Origin of the sequence: Tahibacter aquaticus (assembly GCF_004363655.1) — a bacterium.
GTDB classification, from domain to species: domain Bacteria; phylum Pseudomonadota; class Gammaproteobacteria; order Xanthomonadales; family Rhodanobacteraceae; genus Tahibacter; species Tahibacter aquaticus.
Genome location: NZ_SNZH01000004.1, coordinates 128,649 through 144,359, shown reverse-complemented (window position 1 = coordinate 144,359; position 15,711 = coordinate 128,649). Strand labels below are relative to the sequence as shown.

Here is a 15,711-nt window from a genome sequence, read left to right as displayed (position 1 = left end):
GCTATCGGAGGCGCCGACGCGCTCGAACAGCAGGCCGGTAATTAGCTTCGACGCGGCCATTTGGCGGCTTTACCACGAATAGATCGCAGCCCCTTATGCGTGTGCCGAGACAAGTACACGCTCCCCCTTGCGGTGCACCGCAGCGAGCTGAGGGTGGACATGTGTTCGAGTCACAGTCTGCCAATCCTGCGGGTGATGCCGAGGGGTGACGACCGACAGCAAGCCGGTCGAGCCCCGACCTTCAAGAACCCAATCGCGCCCAGTCGAAACGAGTAGGGACGGAAGTCCTGGCCTCCGCTGGACGCAACCTAAAAAACTGTAATGGCTTTTTGCTTTCGGATCACTGGCGCGGTGATTCGCCGAGGCCATGAGCCGTTGTAGAAAGTCCGCGATTCGTTCTGCCCACAACAACGGGGCCTTGCCAAAGTTCCCATTTCTGCTTGTATGGGACCTCGGCTCAACCAGTGCATCGGTTTGCCTCCAAACACCAGTTCGCAGAGGCATTGGGTATGAGCAGAAGAAAAGCAAAGAATAGGTACGGACGGACGTTACTGACAGAAGCATCGAAGTTCGACTGCTCGCCAGAAGCCGTTCGGCGATTGATCCCGCTGTGCAGAATTCATGAGCGCAACTTGGCACTGTGCAAAGCGGCCAAGAATGGTAACTTGGCAGTTGTCCTCGAACTGATACCGAGGTGCGACGCAAGGGCTGGCGACAGCAAAGCCTTACGGTTGGCGGCAATGTACGGTCACCTTGACGTGGTCAACGCACTGATTCCAGTCAGTGATGTAGCGGAGGGTAACAACAGACCCCTGTTTTGGGCGGCAGTACGGGGCCACATCGAGATTGTCCGTGCACTGATTCCATTCAGCGATCCAACCGTCAACAACAACAGCGCCTTGTCCGCCGCTGCAGAGCGCGGCAACTTAAAGATTGTGCAAATCCTCGTTCCGTTGAGCGATCCTAAGGCCAACCACAGCGAGGCTCTGCGTCGTGCAGCGGCGGCCGGCCACCGCGAGATCGTGGCAGCGCTCATTCCAGTGAGTGATCCTAAGGCCAACAACAGCCAAGCCCTGCGTATGGCGGCGGAATACGATCAGGTCGACGTGATAGGGATGCTTCTTCCATTGAGTGATGCCGTGAACGTATTTAGGGAACTGCTAAACGCTTTAGTTGAGATCGTTCGACAACACGGCATCGAAGAAGTAGAGCAACAGCAGCTCTACCATCCTCCGCTTCGCGACATAAAGGCCTTGATCCCTCACCTCGAAGACGATTTTCTGGATCGGGCTGTGCTTGACCTGCCGGCCGGTCTTGCCAATCTGCTGCCACGTCTGTGTGTGAGGCGCGATCGCTTAGTGGTGCGCGAAGCCACAGCGCCATACGCAGCAGCGACACCCTGCCGTCGTCGCTCCCTGTAGTCGCAGAGTTGCCATCGTCCTTTTAGCTTCTTAAGGCGAAGAACTACATCTGCTTGCATTTTCGGTCATCTTTGCACGAAAAAAAAGTCCGCTATCTCGAGCGGACTGATGGGCGCGAAAGCGCAGGAACAGTATGGAGATCCGAGACCCGGAAAAAATCAGGTCGCATTGAGCGGCCGCCACAAGTATCGATCGCGTTCGTAGTTCGCTCGCCGCTTCGAAGTTTAGCAATGAAGCTATCGTTTCACGATGGTGACCGCAGATTCGGAAATCTTGATCGCTGAAGCTAGATTCCGCAAGCGGTTCGAAAAAAGTTCTCTTGACATATCGGGATAGTACGCTAGTGTTATTCCGTGGCTTGCAGATATCTTTTATGAGGTATTCGGTTTGCCACAATGTGTGACTTCCCGGTATGGGTAGAGCTTTGACGATTTCGAATTTCGAGATCTTGGAGCGTGTTGCTCTCCTTGTGAGGATGGCAACATAGAAGGATGCAGGCGCCCACGGAAACGTGGGCGTTTTGCTTTGTTCGCTCTAGGTGGTGCAAGTCCTGTGCTGAACTGGCCACAGCGAGCTAAGCGAAGCGCAACTGCGTGAGGGCGACCGAGCGTGGGTAGGAAGCGTGGAGCGTAGCCGAGGTCGAATGGACAAGAGCCGGAAAACCGATGCTGTGCCGATCAGGACACGCGGGCAAGTGACCGCGAAGCTCTTGCTGTCAATGATCGGCGTCATTAAATCCGCGATCGTGTGCTGAATGCGTGCATTCCCGCCCTGGGATCCTGCCTCATGGGCGAATTCCGACGCAGTAGTGCAGAACGCGAAGTCAGCAGAGGCCATACCGGTCGGCGATCACGAAGGGCCGCAGAGTTGCGAAAGCGCGGATGCCGTAGCGCCTGCCTTCTCTGCGGTCAGTGGTTGCAGCTGCCGATAAATCCGACCGCGCTGCCGCAACGCGGTGCGTGTGTCTGCAAAGCTGATTGGAAGGTAAACGATTGCGAGTCCGATATCTGGCAGGCTGTTGTCAGATTCGTCAATTGCGCTTATGAAAAAGGAAATTTCGAAGAGGTTTCCGCAATGAGTGCCGTCGATTATCTGTTTAGTGTAAGAAATGTCGCTATTTACTGGGATTTTGAAAATCTGCATGCCGCCCTGTTCGACGAGAAGAATGGCGCAGGTGTTTATGCAGGCGGAGACCTCCGGTTCAGGCCGCAGGACGCGTTGATTGACGTTCGGGCGATTCTGAAATTTGCGGCCTCGTTCGGTCCTTTGGTCGTCAATCGTGCTTACTGTAACTGGCAGTTCTATGGACGCTACCGGTACGACCTCCTTGACGGAGCGGTAGAACTTATACAGCTTTTTCCGCCTGGCTTTGGAACCAAAAATGGCGCGGACATCAAACTTTGTCTGGACGCGTACGAAGACGTTCTTCGCCTAGGCCACATCAACACCGTCGTCATCGTGGGCGGGGACAGCGATTTCATGCCACTGTCCCAGAAGATCAAAGCGACTGGTCGAACTGTCGTTGGCATTGGAACGAGGAAATCTACCAATCGGCATTGGGTGCAAAGCTGTCATGAGTTCCGCTTTTACGAAGATCTTGCGGCGGAAGCTGAGAAGGAACAGCCGAGTGGACCTAGGGCAGTTGCCGCTGTAGCAACGGAACAAAAGCATCCAGCGTTCGGAGTTCTGAAGCGTGTCGTCGGCGGTTAGTCGAGAGATTCAGGGTGACCCTAGCTGTTGGCTACTGTCTAGTGGCACCCATTCTTGTTGAAAGTGACCGGCAGTTACTAAGCGAACAGGCCACTTGGTCTGCCCACCTCCCGGTTTCGAAGATATCAGCAGAGGCGGTTCGGTTCTGCCGGACCGATTCAAGCTGGTCACAACGGAGGGCGCGGCTCGAGCGCGCTGCGATGTAAGGAGGGCTCGCAGCACCGTGAAACACGAGCTGCCCATGAACATATCCTTGCGGCGAGAGGCCGTTGCGTCAGAGTGAACGTCGGTGGCTTGAGGCTGGAGTGGCGCGGGGGGTTGCCTCATGGAGCGCGCTCTTCAGCTCACGGGCGGCGTGCCACGCTGACAAGTTCGGCATCAGGGCCAGGAGTCCATCAATCAGGCCGGTGTAGGCCTTTTCCCGTTCGCTGTCATCCAGGATCCATATCACCTCATCGAAACTGGAAACGGGAGCAGTTCCGTTGTGAAACGTCAATAAGGACTTGAGTTGAGCCTCAAGCACTACGCTGACGTCGCTCACGGGGGCGAGCAGGCGCGCAATACTCCGGTAGCCCCGCGTTACAGCTACCTGCAGGGCTTCACTTTCCAGGGCTTTCGGTTGACTAGCAGGGATAAGCAACCGCACAACTTCAGAGTGGCCGGACGCTGCCGCTGATCGCAACGCTTCGCTATCTCGGGCTCGGGCATCGCATACGGGTAATAGCTCCCGCACTACCTCCAAATGTCCATTCTTTGCCGCTTGGCGCAGCGCGTCGCTGTCGTCGGCTTTCGGATGGCTCAGAGGGAGTAGCAAGCGCACGACCTCAAGATGGCCGTTGCCGGCGGCGAGACGGAGTGCTTTCGAGTCCTCTTCTTCCGGGTCGCTGAACGGAATGAGGACGTGCACGATGTCGAGATGACCAAACATTGCCGCACCACGGAGCGCGTCACTGTTGTCGCTGCTAGGTCCTCTGAGCGAGAGCAGTTCTTGTACAACCTCCAGACGGCCGCCCCTCGCGGCCCACCGCAGTGCCTCCCATAGGCAAAAAGGCAACGACTCATGCGCGACAATCTCACGCACGACGTTAAGGTGGCCCCTACTTGCGGCCGCGTTTAGGACCTCGCAGATGCTTTTCTGGCTGACGGCGCCAGTTTCGCTAAGTGCTTTGGCGAGAGGAAGCAGCGCACGAACCACGTCCATATGTCCGGCTTGTGCGGCGCATCCTAGTGCGGTGACGTGGCTCGATCCGGGCCGTATGGCGCCGGCAATTTCGTTCACCACTTCCAGATGGCCATGATCCGCTGCTGCGTTCAGCGACTCTGACAGTGCTGCCGGCATGCAGTGAGGGAGCAGCTGGCGAACGGCATCGACATCGACAGCGACACTGTCGACAAGTCGGAGAAGCTTGTTCCCCGCGCGAGTGGCGTTGGGCGCCTTTTTTTTTGGTTTCGGTGGCGCGGTTCTCATACTTTTTGGCCGGAATAGAAAATGTGATGCATCCAACCAGATTTCCGGATTCTGGCAAGTGCATCCAGCCGCATCGCGTGCTACTTGCAGACATAGCGGATCAATGAATAAGAAGGACAGCAGAACCAAATGGCGGCGATCACCTCTGAGTTCAACGGAAGAGGGGCGCATAGCGGCGGGTGGCACCTGTCTTGCCTGCGCGCTTACGCAAACCAGGTGCTCATGGGCTTTTTCGGGCCGAGAAGGTTTGACGCTAATATGGTTTTATATAATTGTTGAAAGTGCGTATTGACGAACTCCGTTGCTTTGTTAGGTTGGGGTCATGAATACGACCTTCACCAATCATCTCGCCGCTGTTGAGCAGACCCAGCAGATCACCGATGTGCTGTTGTCGCCCGAAGAACCGTATAGCCATCTTCGGTTCTTCGCCGATCCTCCATCTGTAGTGCAGTTAACGTTGATCAAGTGGGCGATCGATCGTCTGCAGGTCCCGGTGCTTTGGCACCGACTGGACGAAGCTTTGGCTGCCGTCTGCGCTGCCATGGGCGAAGGGCTGCCTAATCCAGGTAAGGCCTATTTCCTCCAAGCTTCCAGAGACCTGCAACTGGCGCTGATTCACGGGGCGTTGAACAACAAAGTGCGGTGTTTCGATGCGTGGACGTTTGACCAAGCATGCAGGCGCGAGCACCGGCAGCGCGGTGATTCACCGATGCCGGAGTGGGAAGCGCCGGGTATCACCATGTTGGCCTACGCTTACAGCGCGACCGATCTGCACGTGCTTATCAAGCAGCGAGCGCCAGTTGAAGTTATCAAGCTGGCGATCGAGTGGGCCGCAGATGTGAACGCACTAGATGGAAGGGAGCACATGACAGCACTGCACTGGTTCGCCCGAGGAAACTATTGGGAGAACAAGGGCTGGGCTGATGAGGTTGTCAGGCTGTTGTTTGACGCGGGTGTGGACTCGGCAATAGCCGATCCGAAGGGATTCACTGCACTCGATTACGCAGCGATGAGTTGCAGCCAAGCCGAGTTGAAGGCTCTGGCGCTTGCAGGAGCGTTCTATACGCGGACTCAGACTGCAGAGTACACGTATTTGTTAGCGCGCGCAGGCGGGTGGGCTGATGCGCTGGAGCTACGCATCAGTCGGAGAAGTGCAGCCATCTAGCGCTGGAAGTATCGGTGCCGGAGAAAGAAGGTTCTGCGACGGGGCAAGCGCGTCTGTGATGGACGCATAGGAGCCAGACTCAACCCTTGGTTCGCTCAAGTTTGGCATGGGCCATCGTCGCCGAACGTCGTGCCTTTGAGCGATGCCGGTTGACCTGAGGCACGACGAGGTGACTTCTCATGGACCGGAATATCCACGCGCCTCGACAGCTTCGCCAAATCCGGTTGGCTGGCGCCGAACTGATCGGGTTTACGTTCTGATGCGTCGAGGCCAGGGTCGAACCCAGCCGTGGCCGGACTGCGGGAGCGCTGTTGCTAGGCGAATCCCTAACGGATGCGTCATGTCGTCATCCGCATCTGCTCATGGAGAAAGCATCCGACCGATGTCTCCTGCCTTGCCCATGAGGTGAGAAAGCAAGCGGAAGTTCTTCTCCTCGTGGCGCAGTCGGCCGGCCACGATCGCCGGATGCACTCCGATCTCGTGCGCCAACTCGATAGCATCCTCGGACGCTAGGGTTTGCCGCACCTTGGCGTGGGTCCACGTCGCTTCAGGGATCAGTGCCTCCCGCGCCATCGCATCGGCCTCCGATTCGACGCTCTGTGAGTTGGTGCGCTCCAAGTCGTCGACAAAAACCGGCAACTCAGGGTTCAGATGCTGGGCAACGTGCGCCAACTCGTGAAGCAACGCAAACCAGAAGCTGTCGACTCGGTCGTGCCGAAGGGTCAGCGCAACGATCGGTCGACCGCCGTCCAGCATGGCGGCTCCGTCGAGAAAAGTGTGTTTGAAATGCTTCTCGATGACGAGCGTGATGCCGTAGCGGGCCAGGTATTCCCTGGCAAGTTTGGGTCCCTCATCGAAGGCTGACAGTTTGGCAAGCTCACGCAACCAAGCTGGTGTAACGATGTCCTGTCTGTATTCCTTGGTGGGTATGACTTCGCGCGCCTTGCGCAGAACGCACATGCGCCAAGCCAGGATGGCGGTTTCGTCCGCTTGGCGATCGCCGCGTTGGTGCATTGGGGCACGCAAAAAAGCCGGCTCCACGCGCGTGGGCAAGAGCTCCTGCATGAACTTTCTGATCAAATCTTCAGCGTAGTCCTTGAGGCGCTGGACGTTCCCTTCAAAGTCACCGAAGTAGCCGCGCTCCAGCATTTCCTTGAGCGGAAAGCGTGAATAGTCCACTTCCGGGTCCTCGTCGAGGACCGAGCTATCGGTTTCAATGTCTTCAATCAAGATGTCTGCAGGGATGCCCAGCCCACGGTTGAGCCGACGGATCATGGGGAGCGACAGCGGACGCTTGCGCGACAAAACCTCCGAGACTTTCGAGTTCGATCCGATGTAAGGAATCAGGTCCTTACGACTGAGCTGCATCTGATCCATACGGAAGAGGATCGACTCGATCGGGTCGGTTTGGATAGGCGGGACGGTTTGACGCTCGAAATCCTGAACGACCAACGCCAGCAGCTCGAGCTCGTTTTCTTCCTTGGAGTTGGGCTTGAAGTTGAGCGACATGAGTGCAGACAAGCGCGCCATGGCTGCTTCGTAGTCCTTCGCACCCTTAATGATCTTCACGTTCATGGTTGTCTCCGTTCGTTGGCCGCACACGTCACCAGAATTACTTGAACTTCTTTTTGCTGTATTCCGCATGCGTGCCCACCCACTCCACCACCACCAATTCGTTCTGAAAACGGACCTTGACCACAAGCCGATACGTGTTGCCCTTGATGTTAAAGATGACTCGGTTGTCGGCCAAGAAATCGGCGCTTCGATACCTTCGCTTGATGTCGTGGGTTGTTTTCCATTGCTCATGCGTCACCTCAGCCTGCCACGCTTCCAACTGGCCTCGTGAGTCCGCGTGGCTTTTCTTGAACGATTCGAGAACGGGCAAGCCCAGAATCCGCATGAAAGGACGTCGTTCTTATTGGGCGGATGGCCAGTTTAGTTCCCGAATTGGGAACTGTCAAGTTGACGATTTTATCTATCGGGGAACTGTCTTGGGCGGCGTTGCCGGTCCAGCCCGTTTACCTCGGGGCTGCTTTCGAAAAAGATGGCCTGCCGAAGCGGGACGTCGCTGCTGCTGTTGGACGAAAACAGGTCCGCCGGGCTTTTTGGGCGGTCGCTGCTTGGTTCCTCCCCATAGCCTCGACGTGGCGCGGAGCCGCAGCCTCGCCGGTTACCGATCCGCTGCCGCGCGCCTTACTGCGTCGCCAAATCCGGTTGGCTAGCCGAACCAATCGGGTTCCAGGGAAGCAACCGCATGCACCTCACGGATGAACCGCTCAACGGCGACGGCTCGTCGCAACCTGAACTCCTGGACCACCGTGCAGAATGGGGTGTCCTTGCGGTCGATCGTGTTTCGAATCAACGGGAACGATCACCTCAGCGTGCTGTTCCCGCTGACCTACGCTTCGGCGGTCTACGAGCAGCCCGAGGCGCTCTTGGCGTTGCTCGCCCAGGCCCCGATGGGCACCTGGATCGACGTGCCCTACAACGGCTCCGTTCGATGGGTCTACGACGTCGAGACAGCTGCGGTCGAGGACGAGGGTAGGCGGTTGGAGGGCTGCGGGGTGACGGAGGATCCGAACCCGGCGAGGGACGTGCTGCGCTGCCTGAAGGAGGGCGACACCGCGCTGCATCTGGCCGTTCGGCTGGGAGCCGACTAGGTCGTGGCGGTGCTGCTGCGCGCAGGAGCGTCGACGCACGTGGTCAACCGAGCAGGTGAAACCCCTTTCGACGTCGCCTTGGGCGCGGCCCAGGCCAACCCACTGTTCTGGAAACTGCTGGGTTGCGCGCGGATGTTCGCGCAACGTCCTCGGAAGTTGCGTGCGTTCTTGGCCTCGTGGCTCGACGGTTCTTGGCGGCCTGACCAACCGTTCGTTCGGATCGCCGTGTCGTGGAATTGGGTCTGCATGCCCCCAAGCCGTTCAGCGTACTGGTACCACTGACGGGCTCGACGAGCCAACGGGACCGACCTGCGCTCAGACTGGATTGCTTCGGTGCTTGAAGGCTCTTTCCGTAAGCACGAGAGCCCGTGACCGCGGGCTTTTCCACAGTTGCCCGTGGCCCTGCTGTCGCGTGAGGGACCATTCTGCTCCCGGCACGAAAATGACCCGCAAAGTCAGCCGCGATGAAAGCTTCCCGGTCATGTTCCGGAAACTTGTAGGCGCTCGGCGGGATCGCAGAAGTGGCTGTCTCATAGTGTGAGACAGCCGGACCTCACGTTCGCGGGGTGGCATCGCCGCCACGCCGCCAGGGTCGTTTCATGAGCAACGTGCCGGTTCGTTCGTTCCCATCTCAGCCTTCGCCGTCGAACCCTACTGCGGCCGTCGAACCCGCCGCACCGATAACCGCCGAGCCGTCCAAGCAGGAAAAAGACCGTCCACTGTGGTGGCTTCCCGGCACGGTTTTCCTGTTCCCCTTCGGCTACGTGGCGGGCCGGGCGTACCGCGAGAGTTTTATCGGCCATCTCGGCCTGCTGGAATCGGACTTGACGTTGGCGCCGGATGAATACGTCTACCGCGGTTTCATGGCCCTCATATCGCTCGCAGACCATCTGCTCGCTCGCGTTTCGCCGGAGCTGGCTACGGGGTGGTACCTGTCCTACCTCGGCCTGGGCATGATCGTCACCTTTGTAATTTTTGCGACCAGTCGCTTTACTCGAGCAATCGGGCAGCGTATGAGCCGACTGAAGGCACGAGCAGAATCCTTTCGTGCTGCAAGATCACCGGATTTCAAGGCGTCTCTGGCGGTCGTCATAAGCACATGGATCGCTGCCGTTGCCCCGATGCTGTTCCTTTTCGCCTTGGGGCTTCTGGTTTTCCCGGCGTTCCTTGCCGGCGAGGCCGGCAAGTGGGACGCGCAAGCCCTCCTGCAGTCGGTACGCGCCTCAGGCGCCGAAGAGCGCTATCCGTCGGTTGGGTCCGTGTCGCCAGTTCCGGGTGCACCGCGCGAACTCGTTGTTGAGTGCCGACCGTCGGCCTGCGTGGTGTTCACCGGCAAGCGTTTCACCGCCGTCCGGCGTGAAGCGATCCCAAGAATCGAAGGCGTCGCTCGATGACCACCTTCAACCGGAATCAGCGCTCTTGGCGCCGGCTCGACTGCTCAGCAAGTGCAGGGTTGACGGGGCGAGGAGGGGGGCGACAACGGTTTGGATCGTTTAAAGGTGCCGGACCGGCGTTGCCGGCGCTGCGGCACGGTGGGGTGCGACGTGGTTGTTCCAACGCATCATCGTCCAACATCAACAGGGCCAACTTGACAATGCGCCGATTCGTCGCACTCTAGGAAAAGGGCGGCCCAAAAATTGCTTGCCATGTTATAATCCCGCTGTCAACAGGAGAATCGCAATGTCCGTAAAGAGCAACAATCGCACGATGGGGTTCGTCTCCACGTTAGGGCCTGCTCTCGTTTCCTATGCAGCCACGCCGAACGTATCGGTAACGCTTCGTGACGAGCGTGCGATTCCCCAGCCGGACATGACGACGGTAGAACTTGCCCCCCTCATTGTGAGCTCCACGTGGCGACCCACCGCGGAACAGCGCCGGACGGCCAAACACTTCGGCAACACCGAAGATGTATACGATTTGCTGGGCCTCTAACCGACATGGCAGATGCTGAGGGGCAACCAGTGCTCCCGGCTGCTCATCCAGCTCAGCCTGCCGAGAACGATCCTCTCGGCTTTGTTCCAGAACCTGGAATGATCGTTTGGTGCTTGGTCCCGGAAGGTCGACAACCGATCCATTTTCCGCCCCCCGGACCAAAATACCGCCCTGCTTTCATCAAGACCGTACTCCCAGATGAGAGTGGGCACCCGCTGGCTTTAACCGTGATTCCCGGCACCTCAAAACCGCCAAGTTCCGAGGTTGAATACCCGTGGGACTTCGTATTCGATCAGAACCATAGGAACTTTGGGGACAGTGGCCTGGATGCCTCAACACGATTCAAGACCAACCGTATAGTGAGCGTACCTTTCACCCTTGAGTATTTTGGTGAGTGTGCTCCTGGTGCGTCGGCGCAGACGAACGCCACCGTAGGTCGGAAATCGAACGCGCTGATGGGTCATGCTTTCGCCATCACTGCCGTCATCGAAAAAGCTTTCAGTGTTTGGGCCAACGAAGTTAGAAGGCGTAAAGCACGATAAAACCGGCATCAATCCGGCGAATTTTAGGACTCGAGTCCGTGACGCACTGCCGCCCGAAAGTTTAGACAAGCAACGCAGTTCGATAGCCGTAGGCACTCCTGCGGGAGTTGTATTTACTCATCGAGTCCTCGATAGCGTGTGTGTGGACGGCTGACGGCCGTCTCAAAAACCTGGGCGGTTCACCCTCGCGGCGGCCCCAATCAGGCGCGGGCAAGAAAGGCTTCACGAACAGCTTCTCCCTGGTCGAGAACCACCCGAACTGCTTCGCCGGGAAGTAGCTCTCTGGCCCGAGCCCAGTCATCGAGGAGTATCGGCGGGCTAACTGCCGTCGGCGTCAGGCGCAGAACGCGCTCGGCACCGACCAGCAGCTTGGCCTGGCCCAGAGCGTTCTCGGACTGGAACGCCATGGCGCCGTCGATCACGGTGCGCCACGACCACAGTCCGCCCCACCGAAGCATCCGCTCGCTGACGGTGTAGGGCTCGTCGCCGCAACCAAGGCTCAGGATCCTGACCTTGTGGCGATCAACGTCAAAGCAGGCCAAAGTGTCCACGAGCCCCACCATGATCGGGTTGTTGGCCCAAACGCCGCCGTCCACGAACCGGTACCCTCCGGACTCCAAGGGCTTGAAGAACGTCGGCGCAGCTGAGGTCGCGCAGGCGACGGTGGCCATCCGTTCGTGCTGATCCTTCGTGTAGTCGGGATGGTGCGGTGTCTTGAAGATGTATACGTTGCCGTGACGACCGTCGGTGGACGGAATGCACAGCCGGCATTTGGCGACGCCGAGCAGGCGTTCGCCGAACGTTTCGTCCACAAGAGCGGTGAGTGCTGCTCGGTCGTAACGGCTGAGCACAACGTTGCGCAGGCGGTCCCAGCGACCCCGCAGGCGGCCGAGCAGGGTCTTCGGGTACGGCGGAAAGATGCCGCAACCGCGATCGATGTAGAGATCCGCGATCTCGCGAGCAGGCATGCCGATGGCCAAACCCAGGGCGACGATGCCGCCTGTGGAGGTTCCGGTGATCAAGTCGAAATGGCTGCCGATGGAGCCGCCGCCGAGGTAGCGTTCCTCGAGCTCGGCGAGGACCGACGCTGGAAAGATACCCTTGATCCCCCCTCCGTCGATCGAGAGGATCCGGAACTCGCGATCACGCGGCCAGGGCTGCTGAACGCGGCGTTGCTTCAGTGCGCCCGACGATCTTGGAGCGGGCAGGGGGGTAATCATGCCGCCGGTCTCGTATGGTCGCGACCACCACCCGTCCACTCACCGGTGGCCAGCCATCCCTCGTAGCTGGCCAGCCAGTCGATGGTCCACGGAATGGTGGTTTCAGCGATCGCCATCGAGCGCGTCCATTCGCGCTGTGCAGGGTCGAATAGGCACAGTGTCGAGCGGCGCGCGTCCGAGGTGTTCAGGTAGATGTGCGGGACCAGCACATCGGGTGCCTGTTCGGAAACGATTTCCAGCGTGGGGTTCATCAGCCAGACTTGCGGATACAGCGATCGCACCGGCATGTCGTCGATCCAGTCTTTCAACGTTAGCGCAATTTGGACGCGGTAGGTTTTGGCGAACGGCTTTAAGCTTCCCTCCCAGACGACGTGCCAGCCACCGTTGAGCCGGATCTCGAACCCGGGGTAGAGCTGCAGCATGCGGCGTATCTGGTTTTCCATCGACATCGTCATCGGGGTGCCGGTCCTCCGAAATACGTGTGCTTCGGAGTCACGCGGCTGGCCGCCGCCGCCCCCGTCGTAATGGCGGTGGCGGCCGCTGCGGACCCGCCGGCGGCGATGTCGAAGCGACCGCTCCCCGGAACGTGCCGAGATTCGCCCTGCACGATCGCCAGGCCGGCCCGCCGGTTGAACGCTCGGATCGCTTCCAGGGCGGGGCGCTCGCCGAACAGATCCGACAGGATCTGCTGCATGGTGGCGAGATCGCAATCGCCCGTCAGCTGTTCCAGCTTGCGGACCAGCACCATGAGGTCGCTGAGGAAGGCGCCTTGCGCCTCCAGCCCCTCGGGCCAGCGATCCGTGAACACGTCGCTCTGGCAGGCGGGGTTGCTCACCACGATCAACTCCCGGGTCAGCTGGGCGCGTGCGAACGCAAGCTTGAGCTGCTTTGCTTGATGAAGCAGTTCTTCCGACAGGGTCCGCGTGCAGTTGGCGTTGTCCGCGACGAACTTCGCGAGCACGACCGAGGGCGGACACCGGCCCTCTCGCTGGTCGTACTGCACATTGCGCCAACGCTTGAGCAGTTGCAACGCGATCAGCGCCATCGATTTCCTGTGCGGAGCGACCAAATCCGGAACAGGTTCTGATTCGGCTTTGGCGACGAAGAGCGTTGCCTCGTAGTCCGCAGCGCGCGCTTCAAAAACGTTGGCGAAGGCCAGTTCAGCCGGCGTGTGCTCCATGAACCATTGCGCGAAACCCCACGGGTTCGCAACGATCCGGCGGTCATCGCGATCTTCGTGCCGGTGCCGCGCATGGAAGATGAAGCCACATCGTTCCGGAAGATGGGCCAGCCGCACCATGGGGGTGACGTCCAAGTGCATGCCGTCCGCGTACCGGATCTGAATGCAGCGCGTGCACCGCACGGTCATCTCGTGGTAGCGCGAACCAGGTTCGCCGCGAATCGCTGCTTCAAGCAGATCGAGCATCCGATGCGGCGGGGTGTCGGCGGGCAGGTTCAGCTGCGCAATGAGGTCAATGTCGAACTCATCGTGCACCAGTTTGGACGCGATCGTCGCTCCGATCGCCATCGAGCCTTGCGCGTAGAAAACATCAACGCAGCCTTCAAGAGGGCTTCCCGGCCGCTCAATCCATTTGTTCACAGCCTCGTAGCGAGCCACGGCGAGCTTGTGGTTCGTCGCACTCAACTGTACGCGTATGGCCACATCGGCCAGAAGGAAATCAATCGGCTCCGACAAAGGAAGCCCGCTGGTAGGAAACGTGTTCATAGGGTCCTCCATCGAAGCGTGAAAGGGACCTCGCAGCCGATCGACGTTTTTCGCGTCGGCGGCCGCGAAGCCATGACGGGGTCATTTGGTCTTCGTGCGATCGACCAGTTTGTAGGTCGAGTTCGGCTTGGGGGTGGGCGGCAACGGCTCGTTCCGAACCACCGTCCGTTCCGGCCCGTTGCCTCCGCGGGGGCCTTGGATCCGGTATTGGCCGGAGGCCGGAGCCGCTTGGCCTGGTTTCAACCCGCTCGTTTTGCTCATCGCACGCATCTCCTCGTTACCGTTTCAGGCAACGGTCGGGGTTCAAAAAACCGCCTTGCGGCGGGGCTGTTTCAGAGCCAGGCAACACCGTTTGTCTAAAAAACCGCCCTGTGGGGCGGTGGGTGTTACTGACTTGGGCAACGAGCCTATACTCTTCGGATTATGGGTTCAAGCCTGACGAGGTGTTAAGTGGATTTCGGGCGCTACATTGCGGATCTTCGGGATAAAAAAAGGCTCAGTCTCAGAGAGTTGGAGAAACGCGCGAGCGATCTGAGCCATGTTTATATTTGGCGCCTCGAGAAGGGCGATCGCGACGCTCCGTCCGCGGCGACGGTTGAAAAACTCGCCAAAGCTTTGGAACTGTCGGCCAGGGAGCATGAGATCGTGAGCCTTCTCCTGAAAACCGAAATCGACGACCAGCTCTTTGCCCTGATCGTGGAGCGACCCGACATCGCCATTGAGGACGTCGAGCCGGTCGCCACGATGAGCTTCCGCGGCAACCGGCCCACCGATCAGCCCGGGTGGGAGCGCTTGATCGAGATGGTGAAGTCCTTCTAGGCCGATGGACGAACTCACGGCCATCACCCGTGCCCGGAAGCTGGTAGCCGGGATCAGTTCGGCGCCCGTGGACGTGATTGCGTTGGCTTCTGCGCACAACATGGAGGTCAAGGAGAGCGACCAGCTTGCCGAAGGCGAGGCCGGTAACACATTCCGCAAAGGGGCGAAGACGTTCATCGTCGTCAACAAAAACGACGACCCGTTCCGCCGAAGGTTTACGGTCCTGCACGAACTGGCACACCACGTCCTGGATTTGCCGTCGAACCACGGAGCCACAATTCCTGCGAGTGAACTGGAACGCTTTTCCGGGCGGCCTCCGGAGGAAAAGCTGTGCGACGTGTTTGCCGCCGAGTGCTTGGTGCCGACGCATTTGATTCGCTCGCTGGCAGCAACCGCACCGTTCTGCGTCGATACGGTGCAGCGGCTTTCCGCGCATTTTCAGGCATCACGGCCCTGCGTTGCTTCGAGTTACGTGCGCGCCTCACGTGAGCTGATCGCTTACGTTTTTGCTGAAGGTGGTCGCGTGCAGAGCGCGATCATGTCGGCGGCGCTCAGGGAGCAGCGCATCTTCATCCAAGGTGGGATGGTCCCCGCTGCCTCGGCCGCCGCGCGAGCCCTGGCGCGCGACACGACCCTCGAAAGCGTAGAACTGGACGGTTCCGACTGGAGTTCGAGCGACGCAGCGATGCAGTTTGCTTGCAGCGAAGAAGCGCTGCACATGCGCGCATGGAACCAAACCCTTTCGCTCCTCACCTTCGAAAGGGTCGGACCTTCCCAGCGGGGCGCGGCGGACCGAGACGAAAGCGAGGACTTGCTGCCCGAGCTGACCGGCCATCTGCCTTGGCCGAAGCGTTGATCCCAGCAGGCTGAAACGGCAACCGGGCTGTGAGCCGCTAGGTCCACCGTACGGGTTTCCCACTCGCTACGGACAGCGGCCGGGTTGCACCCGGCTGTTCTCAGGTGTTCACAACGCAGAGCCCATGCCCCGGCGTCTGTTTCGAGAGGACAAGCTTCGCAGGATACTCTGGATGCATCCGGACAAGAGCCA

14 protein-coding genes are annotated in these 15,711 nt (G+C 59.3%); 8 read left to right on the top strand and 6 right to left on the bottom strand.

Translation table 11 applies throughout. The features are described from left to right. Positions 1 to 509: 509 nt before the first annotated feature. On the top strand, positions 510 to 1,421 hold the full coding sequence (locus DFR29_RS08045) for an ankyrin repeat domain-containing protein (protein ID WP_133818068.1): 912 nt from the start codon (positions 510 to 512) through the stop codon (positions 1,419 to 1,421). 915 nt (positions 1,422 to 2,336) lie between these two features. Further along, positions 2,337 to 3,131 (top strand): NYN domain-containing protein, encoded by a 795-nt coding sequence (locus DFR29_RS08040; RefSeq protein ID WP_208113543.1) that lies wholly within the window; start codon positions 2,337 to 2,339, stop codon positions 3,129 to 3,131. Between the two features lie 274 nt (positions 3,132 to 3,405). Here DFR29_RS08040 and DFR29_RS08035 read toward each other — a convergent pair whose 3' ends face one another. Continuing rightward, complete coding sequence (locus tag DFR29_RS08035) at positions 3,406 to 4,770, bottom strand: ankyrin repeat domain-containing protein (RefSeq protein WP_133818067.1); 1,365 nt, start codon at positions 4,768 to 4,770, stop codon at positions 3,406 to 3,408. Between the two features lie 151 nt (positions 4,771 to 4,921). Between DFR29_RS08035 and DFR29_RS08030 the strand changes: the two genes are divergently transcribed. After that, entirely contained in the window at positions 4,922 to 5,764 is an 843-nt protein-coding gene (locus DFR29_RS08030) for an ankyrin repeat domain-containing protein (RefSeq protein ID WP_133818066.1), read from the top strand. 360 nt (positions 5,765 to 6,124) lie between these two features. Here DFR29_RS08030 and DFR29_RS08025 read toward each other — a convergent pair whose 3' ends face one another. Next, the gene (locus tag DFR29_RS08025) at positions 6,125 to 7,339 is read right to left on the bottom strand and encodes an ImmA/IrrE family metallo-endopeptidase (protein ID WP_133818065.1); all 1,215 of its coding nucleotides are present in this window, start codon (positions 7,337 to 7,339) and stop codon (positions 6,125 to 6,127) included. 37 nt (positions 7,340 to 7,376) lie between these two features. After that, positions 7,377 to 7,664: a type II toxin-antitoxin system HigB family toxin gene (locus tag DFR29_RS08020; protein WP_133818064.1), complete on the bottom strand. Its 288-nt coding sequence runs from the start codon at positions 7,662 to 7,664 to the stop codon at positions 7,377 to 7,379. Positions 7,665 to 8,031: 367 nt separating this feature from the next. Here DFR29_RS08020 and DFR29_RS08015 point away from each other — a divergent pair, with 367 nt between their 5' ends. The 3 genes from DFR29_RS08015 to DFR29_RS08005 all read left to right on the top strand — a co-directional run bounded on the left by DFR29_RS08015 (position 8,032) and on the right by DFR29_RS08005 (position 10,356). After that, complete coding sequence (locus DFR29_RS08015) at positions 8,032 to 8,424, top strand: hypothetical protein (RefSeq protein WP_133818063.1); 393 nt, start codon at positions 8,032 to 8,034, stop codon at positions 8,422 to 8,424. A gap of 599 nt (positions 8,425 to 9,023) precedes the next feature. Beyond that, positions 9,024 to 9,818, top strand: coding sequence for a hypothetical protein (locus DFR29_RS08010; RefSeq protein ID WP_133818062.1), 795 nt, complete (start codon positions 9,024 to 9,026; stop codon positions 9,816 to 9,818). A gap of 286 nt (positions 9,819 to 10,104) precedes the next feature. After that, positions 10,105 to 10,356, top strand: a complete 252-nt coding sequence (locus DFR29_RS08005; protein WP_133818061.1) for a hypothetical protein — start codon at positions 10,105 to 10,107, stop codon at positions 10,354 to 10,356. A gap of 742 nt (positions 10,357 to 11,098) precedes the next feature. Here the strand turns inward: DFR29_RS08005 and DFR29_RS08000 are convergent. The 3 genes from DFR29_RS08000 to DFR29_RS07990 are packed head-to-tail and all read right to left on the bottom strand — an operon-like array spanning position 11,099 to position 13,844. After that, positions 11,099 to 12,118, bottom strand: a complete 1,020-nt coding sequence (locus tag DFR29_RS08000; protein ID WP_133818060.1) for a CBASS cGAMP-activated phospholipase — start codon at positions 12,116 to 12,118, stop codon at positions 11,099 to 11,101. Beyond that, the gene (locus DFR29_RS07995; RefSeq protein ID WP_133818059.1) at positions 12,115 to 12,573 is read right to left on the bottom strand and encodes a type II CBASS E2 protein; all 459 of its coding nucleotides are present in this window, start codon (positions 12,571 to 12,573) and stop codon (positions 12,115 to 12,117) included. The genes DFR29_RS08000 and DFR29_RS07995 overlap by 4 nt, the downstream gene beginning before the upstream one ends. Beyond that, positions 12,570 to 13,844 carry a nucleotidyltransferase domain-containing protein gene (locus DFR29_RS07990; RefSeq protein WP_133818058.1) on the bottom strand — a complete coding sequence of 425 codons (1,275 nt, stop codon included), beginning with the start codon at positions 13,842 to 13,844 and terminating at the stop codon, positions 12,570 to 12,572. Before DFR29_RS07990 ends, DFR29_RS07995 begins: the two co-directional genes overlap by 4 nt. 450 nt (positions 13,845 to 14,294) lie before the next feature. On the opposite strand from DFR29_RS07990, the gene DFR29_RS07980 reads away from it, so the two are divergent. After that, a complete protein-coding gene (locus tag DFR29_RS07980) occupies positions 14,295 to 14,663 on the top strand; it encodes a helix-turn-helix domain-containing protein (RefSeq protein ID WP_133818056.1) in 369 nt (122 codons plus the stop codon). 4 nt (positions 14,664 to 14,667) lie between these two features. Next, positions 14,668 to 15,519, top strand: coding sequence for an ImmA/IrrE family metallo-endopeptidase (locus DFR29_RS07975; protein ID WP_133818055.1), 852 nt, complete (start codon positions 14,668 to 14,670; stop codon positions 15,517 to 15,519). The last annotated feature ends 192 nt before the right edge of the window (positions 15,520 to 15,711 follow it).

Excerpts from the sequence above, each read along its gene's own strand:
- DFR29_RS08005 (WP_133818061.1), top strand. The coding sequence starts at position 10,105 with ATGTCCGTAAAGAGCAACAATCGCACGATGGGGTTCGTCTCCACGTTA.
- DFR29_RS07975 (WP_133818055.1), top strand. The coding sequence starts at position 14,668 with ATGGACGAACTCACGGCCATCACCCGTGCCCGGAAGCTGGTAGCCGGG.
- DFR29_RS08035 (WP_133818067.1), bottom strand. The coding sequence starts at position 4,770 with ATGCGCCCCTCTTCCGTTGAACTCAGAGGTGATCGCCGCCATTTGGTT.
- DFR29_RS08025 (WP_133818065.1), bottom strand. The coding sequence starts at position 7,339 with ATGAACGTGAAGATCATTAAGGGTGCGAAGGACTACGAAGCAGCCATG.
- DFR29_RS07995 (WP_133818059.1), bottom strand. The coding sequence starts at position 12,573 with ATGACGATGTCGATGGAAAACCAGATACGCCGCATGCTGCAGCTCTAC.
- DFR29_RS08045 (WP_133818068.1), top strand. The coding sequence starts at position 510 with ATGAGCAGAAGAAAAGCAAAGAATAGGTACGGACGGACGTTACTGACA.
- DFR29_RS08015 (WP_133818063.1), top strand. The coding sequence starts at position 8,032 with ATGAACCGCTCAACGGCGACGGCTCGTCGCAACCTGAACTCCTGGACC.
- DFR29_RS08030 (WP_133818066.1), top strand. The coding sequence starts at position 4,922 with ATGAATACGACCTTCACCAATCATCTCGCCGCTGTTGAGCAGACCCAG.
- DFR29_RS08020 (WP_133818064.1), bottom strand. The coding sequence starts at position 7,664 with ATGCGGATTCTGGGCTTGCCCGTTCTCGAATCGTTCAAGAAAAGCCAC.
- DFR29_RS08000 (WP_133818060.1), bottom strand. The coding sequence starts at position 12,118 with ATGATTACCCCCCTGCCCGCTCCAAGATCGTCGGGCGCACTGAAGCAA.
- DFR29_RS07990 (WP_133818058.1), bottom strand. The coding sequence starts at position 13,844 with ATGAACACGTTTCCTACCAGCGGGCTTCCTTTGTCGGAGCCGATTGAT.
- DFR29_RS08010 (WP_133818062.1), top strand. The coding sequence starts at position 9,024 with ATGAGCAACGTGCCGGTTCGTTCGTTCCCATCTCAGCCTTCGCCGTCG.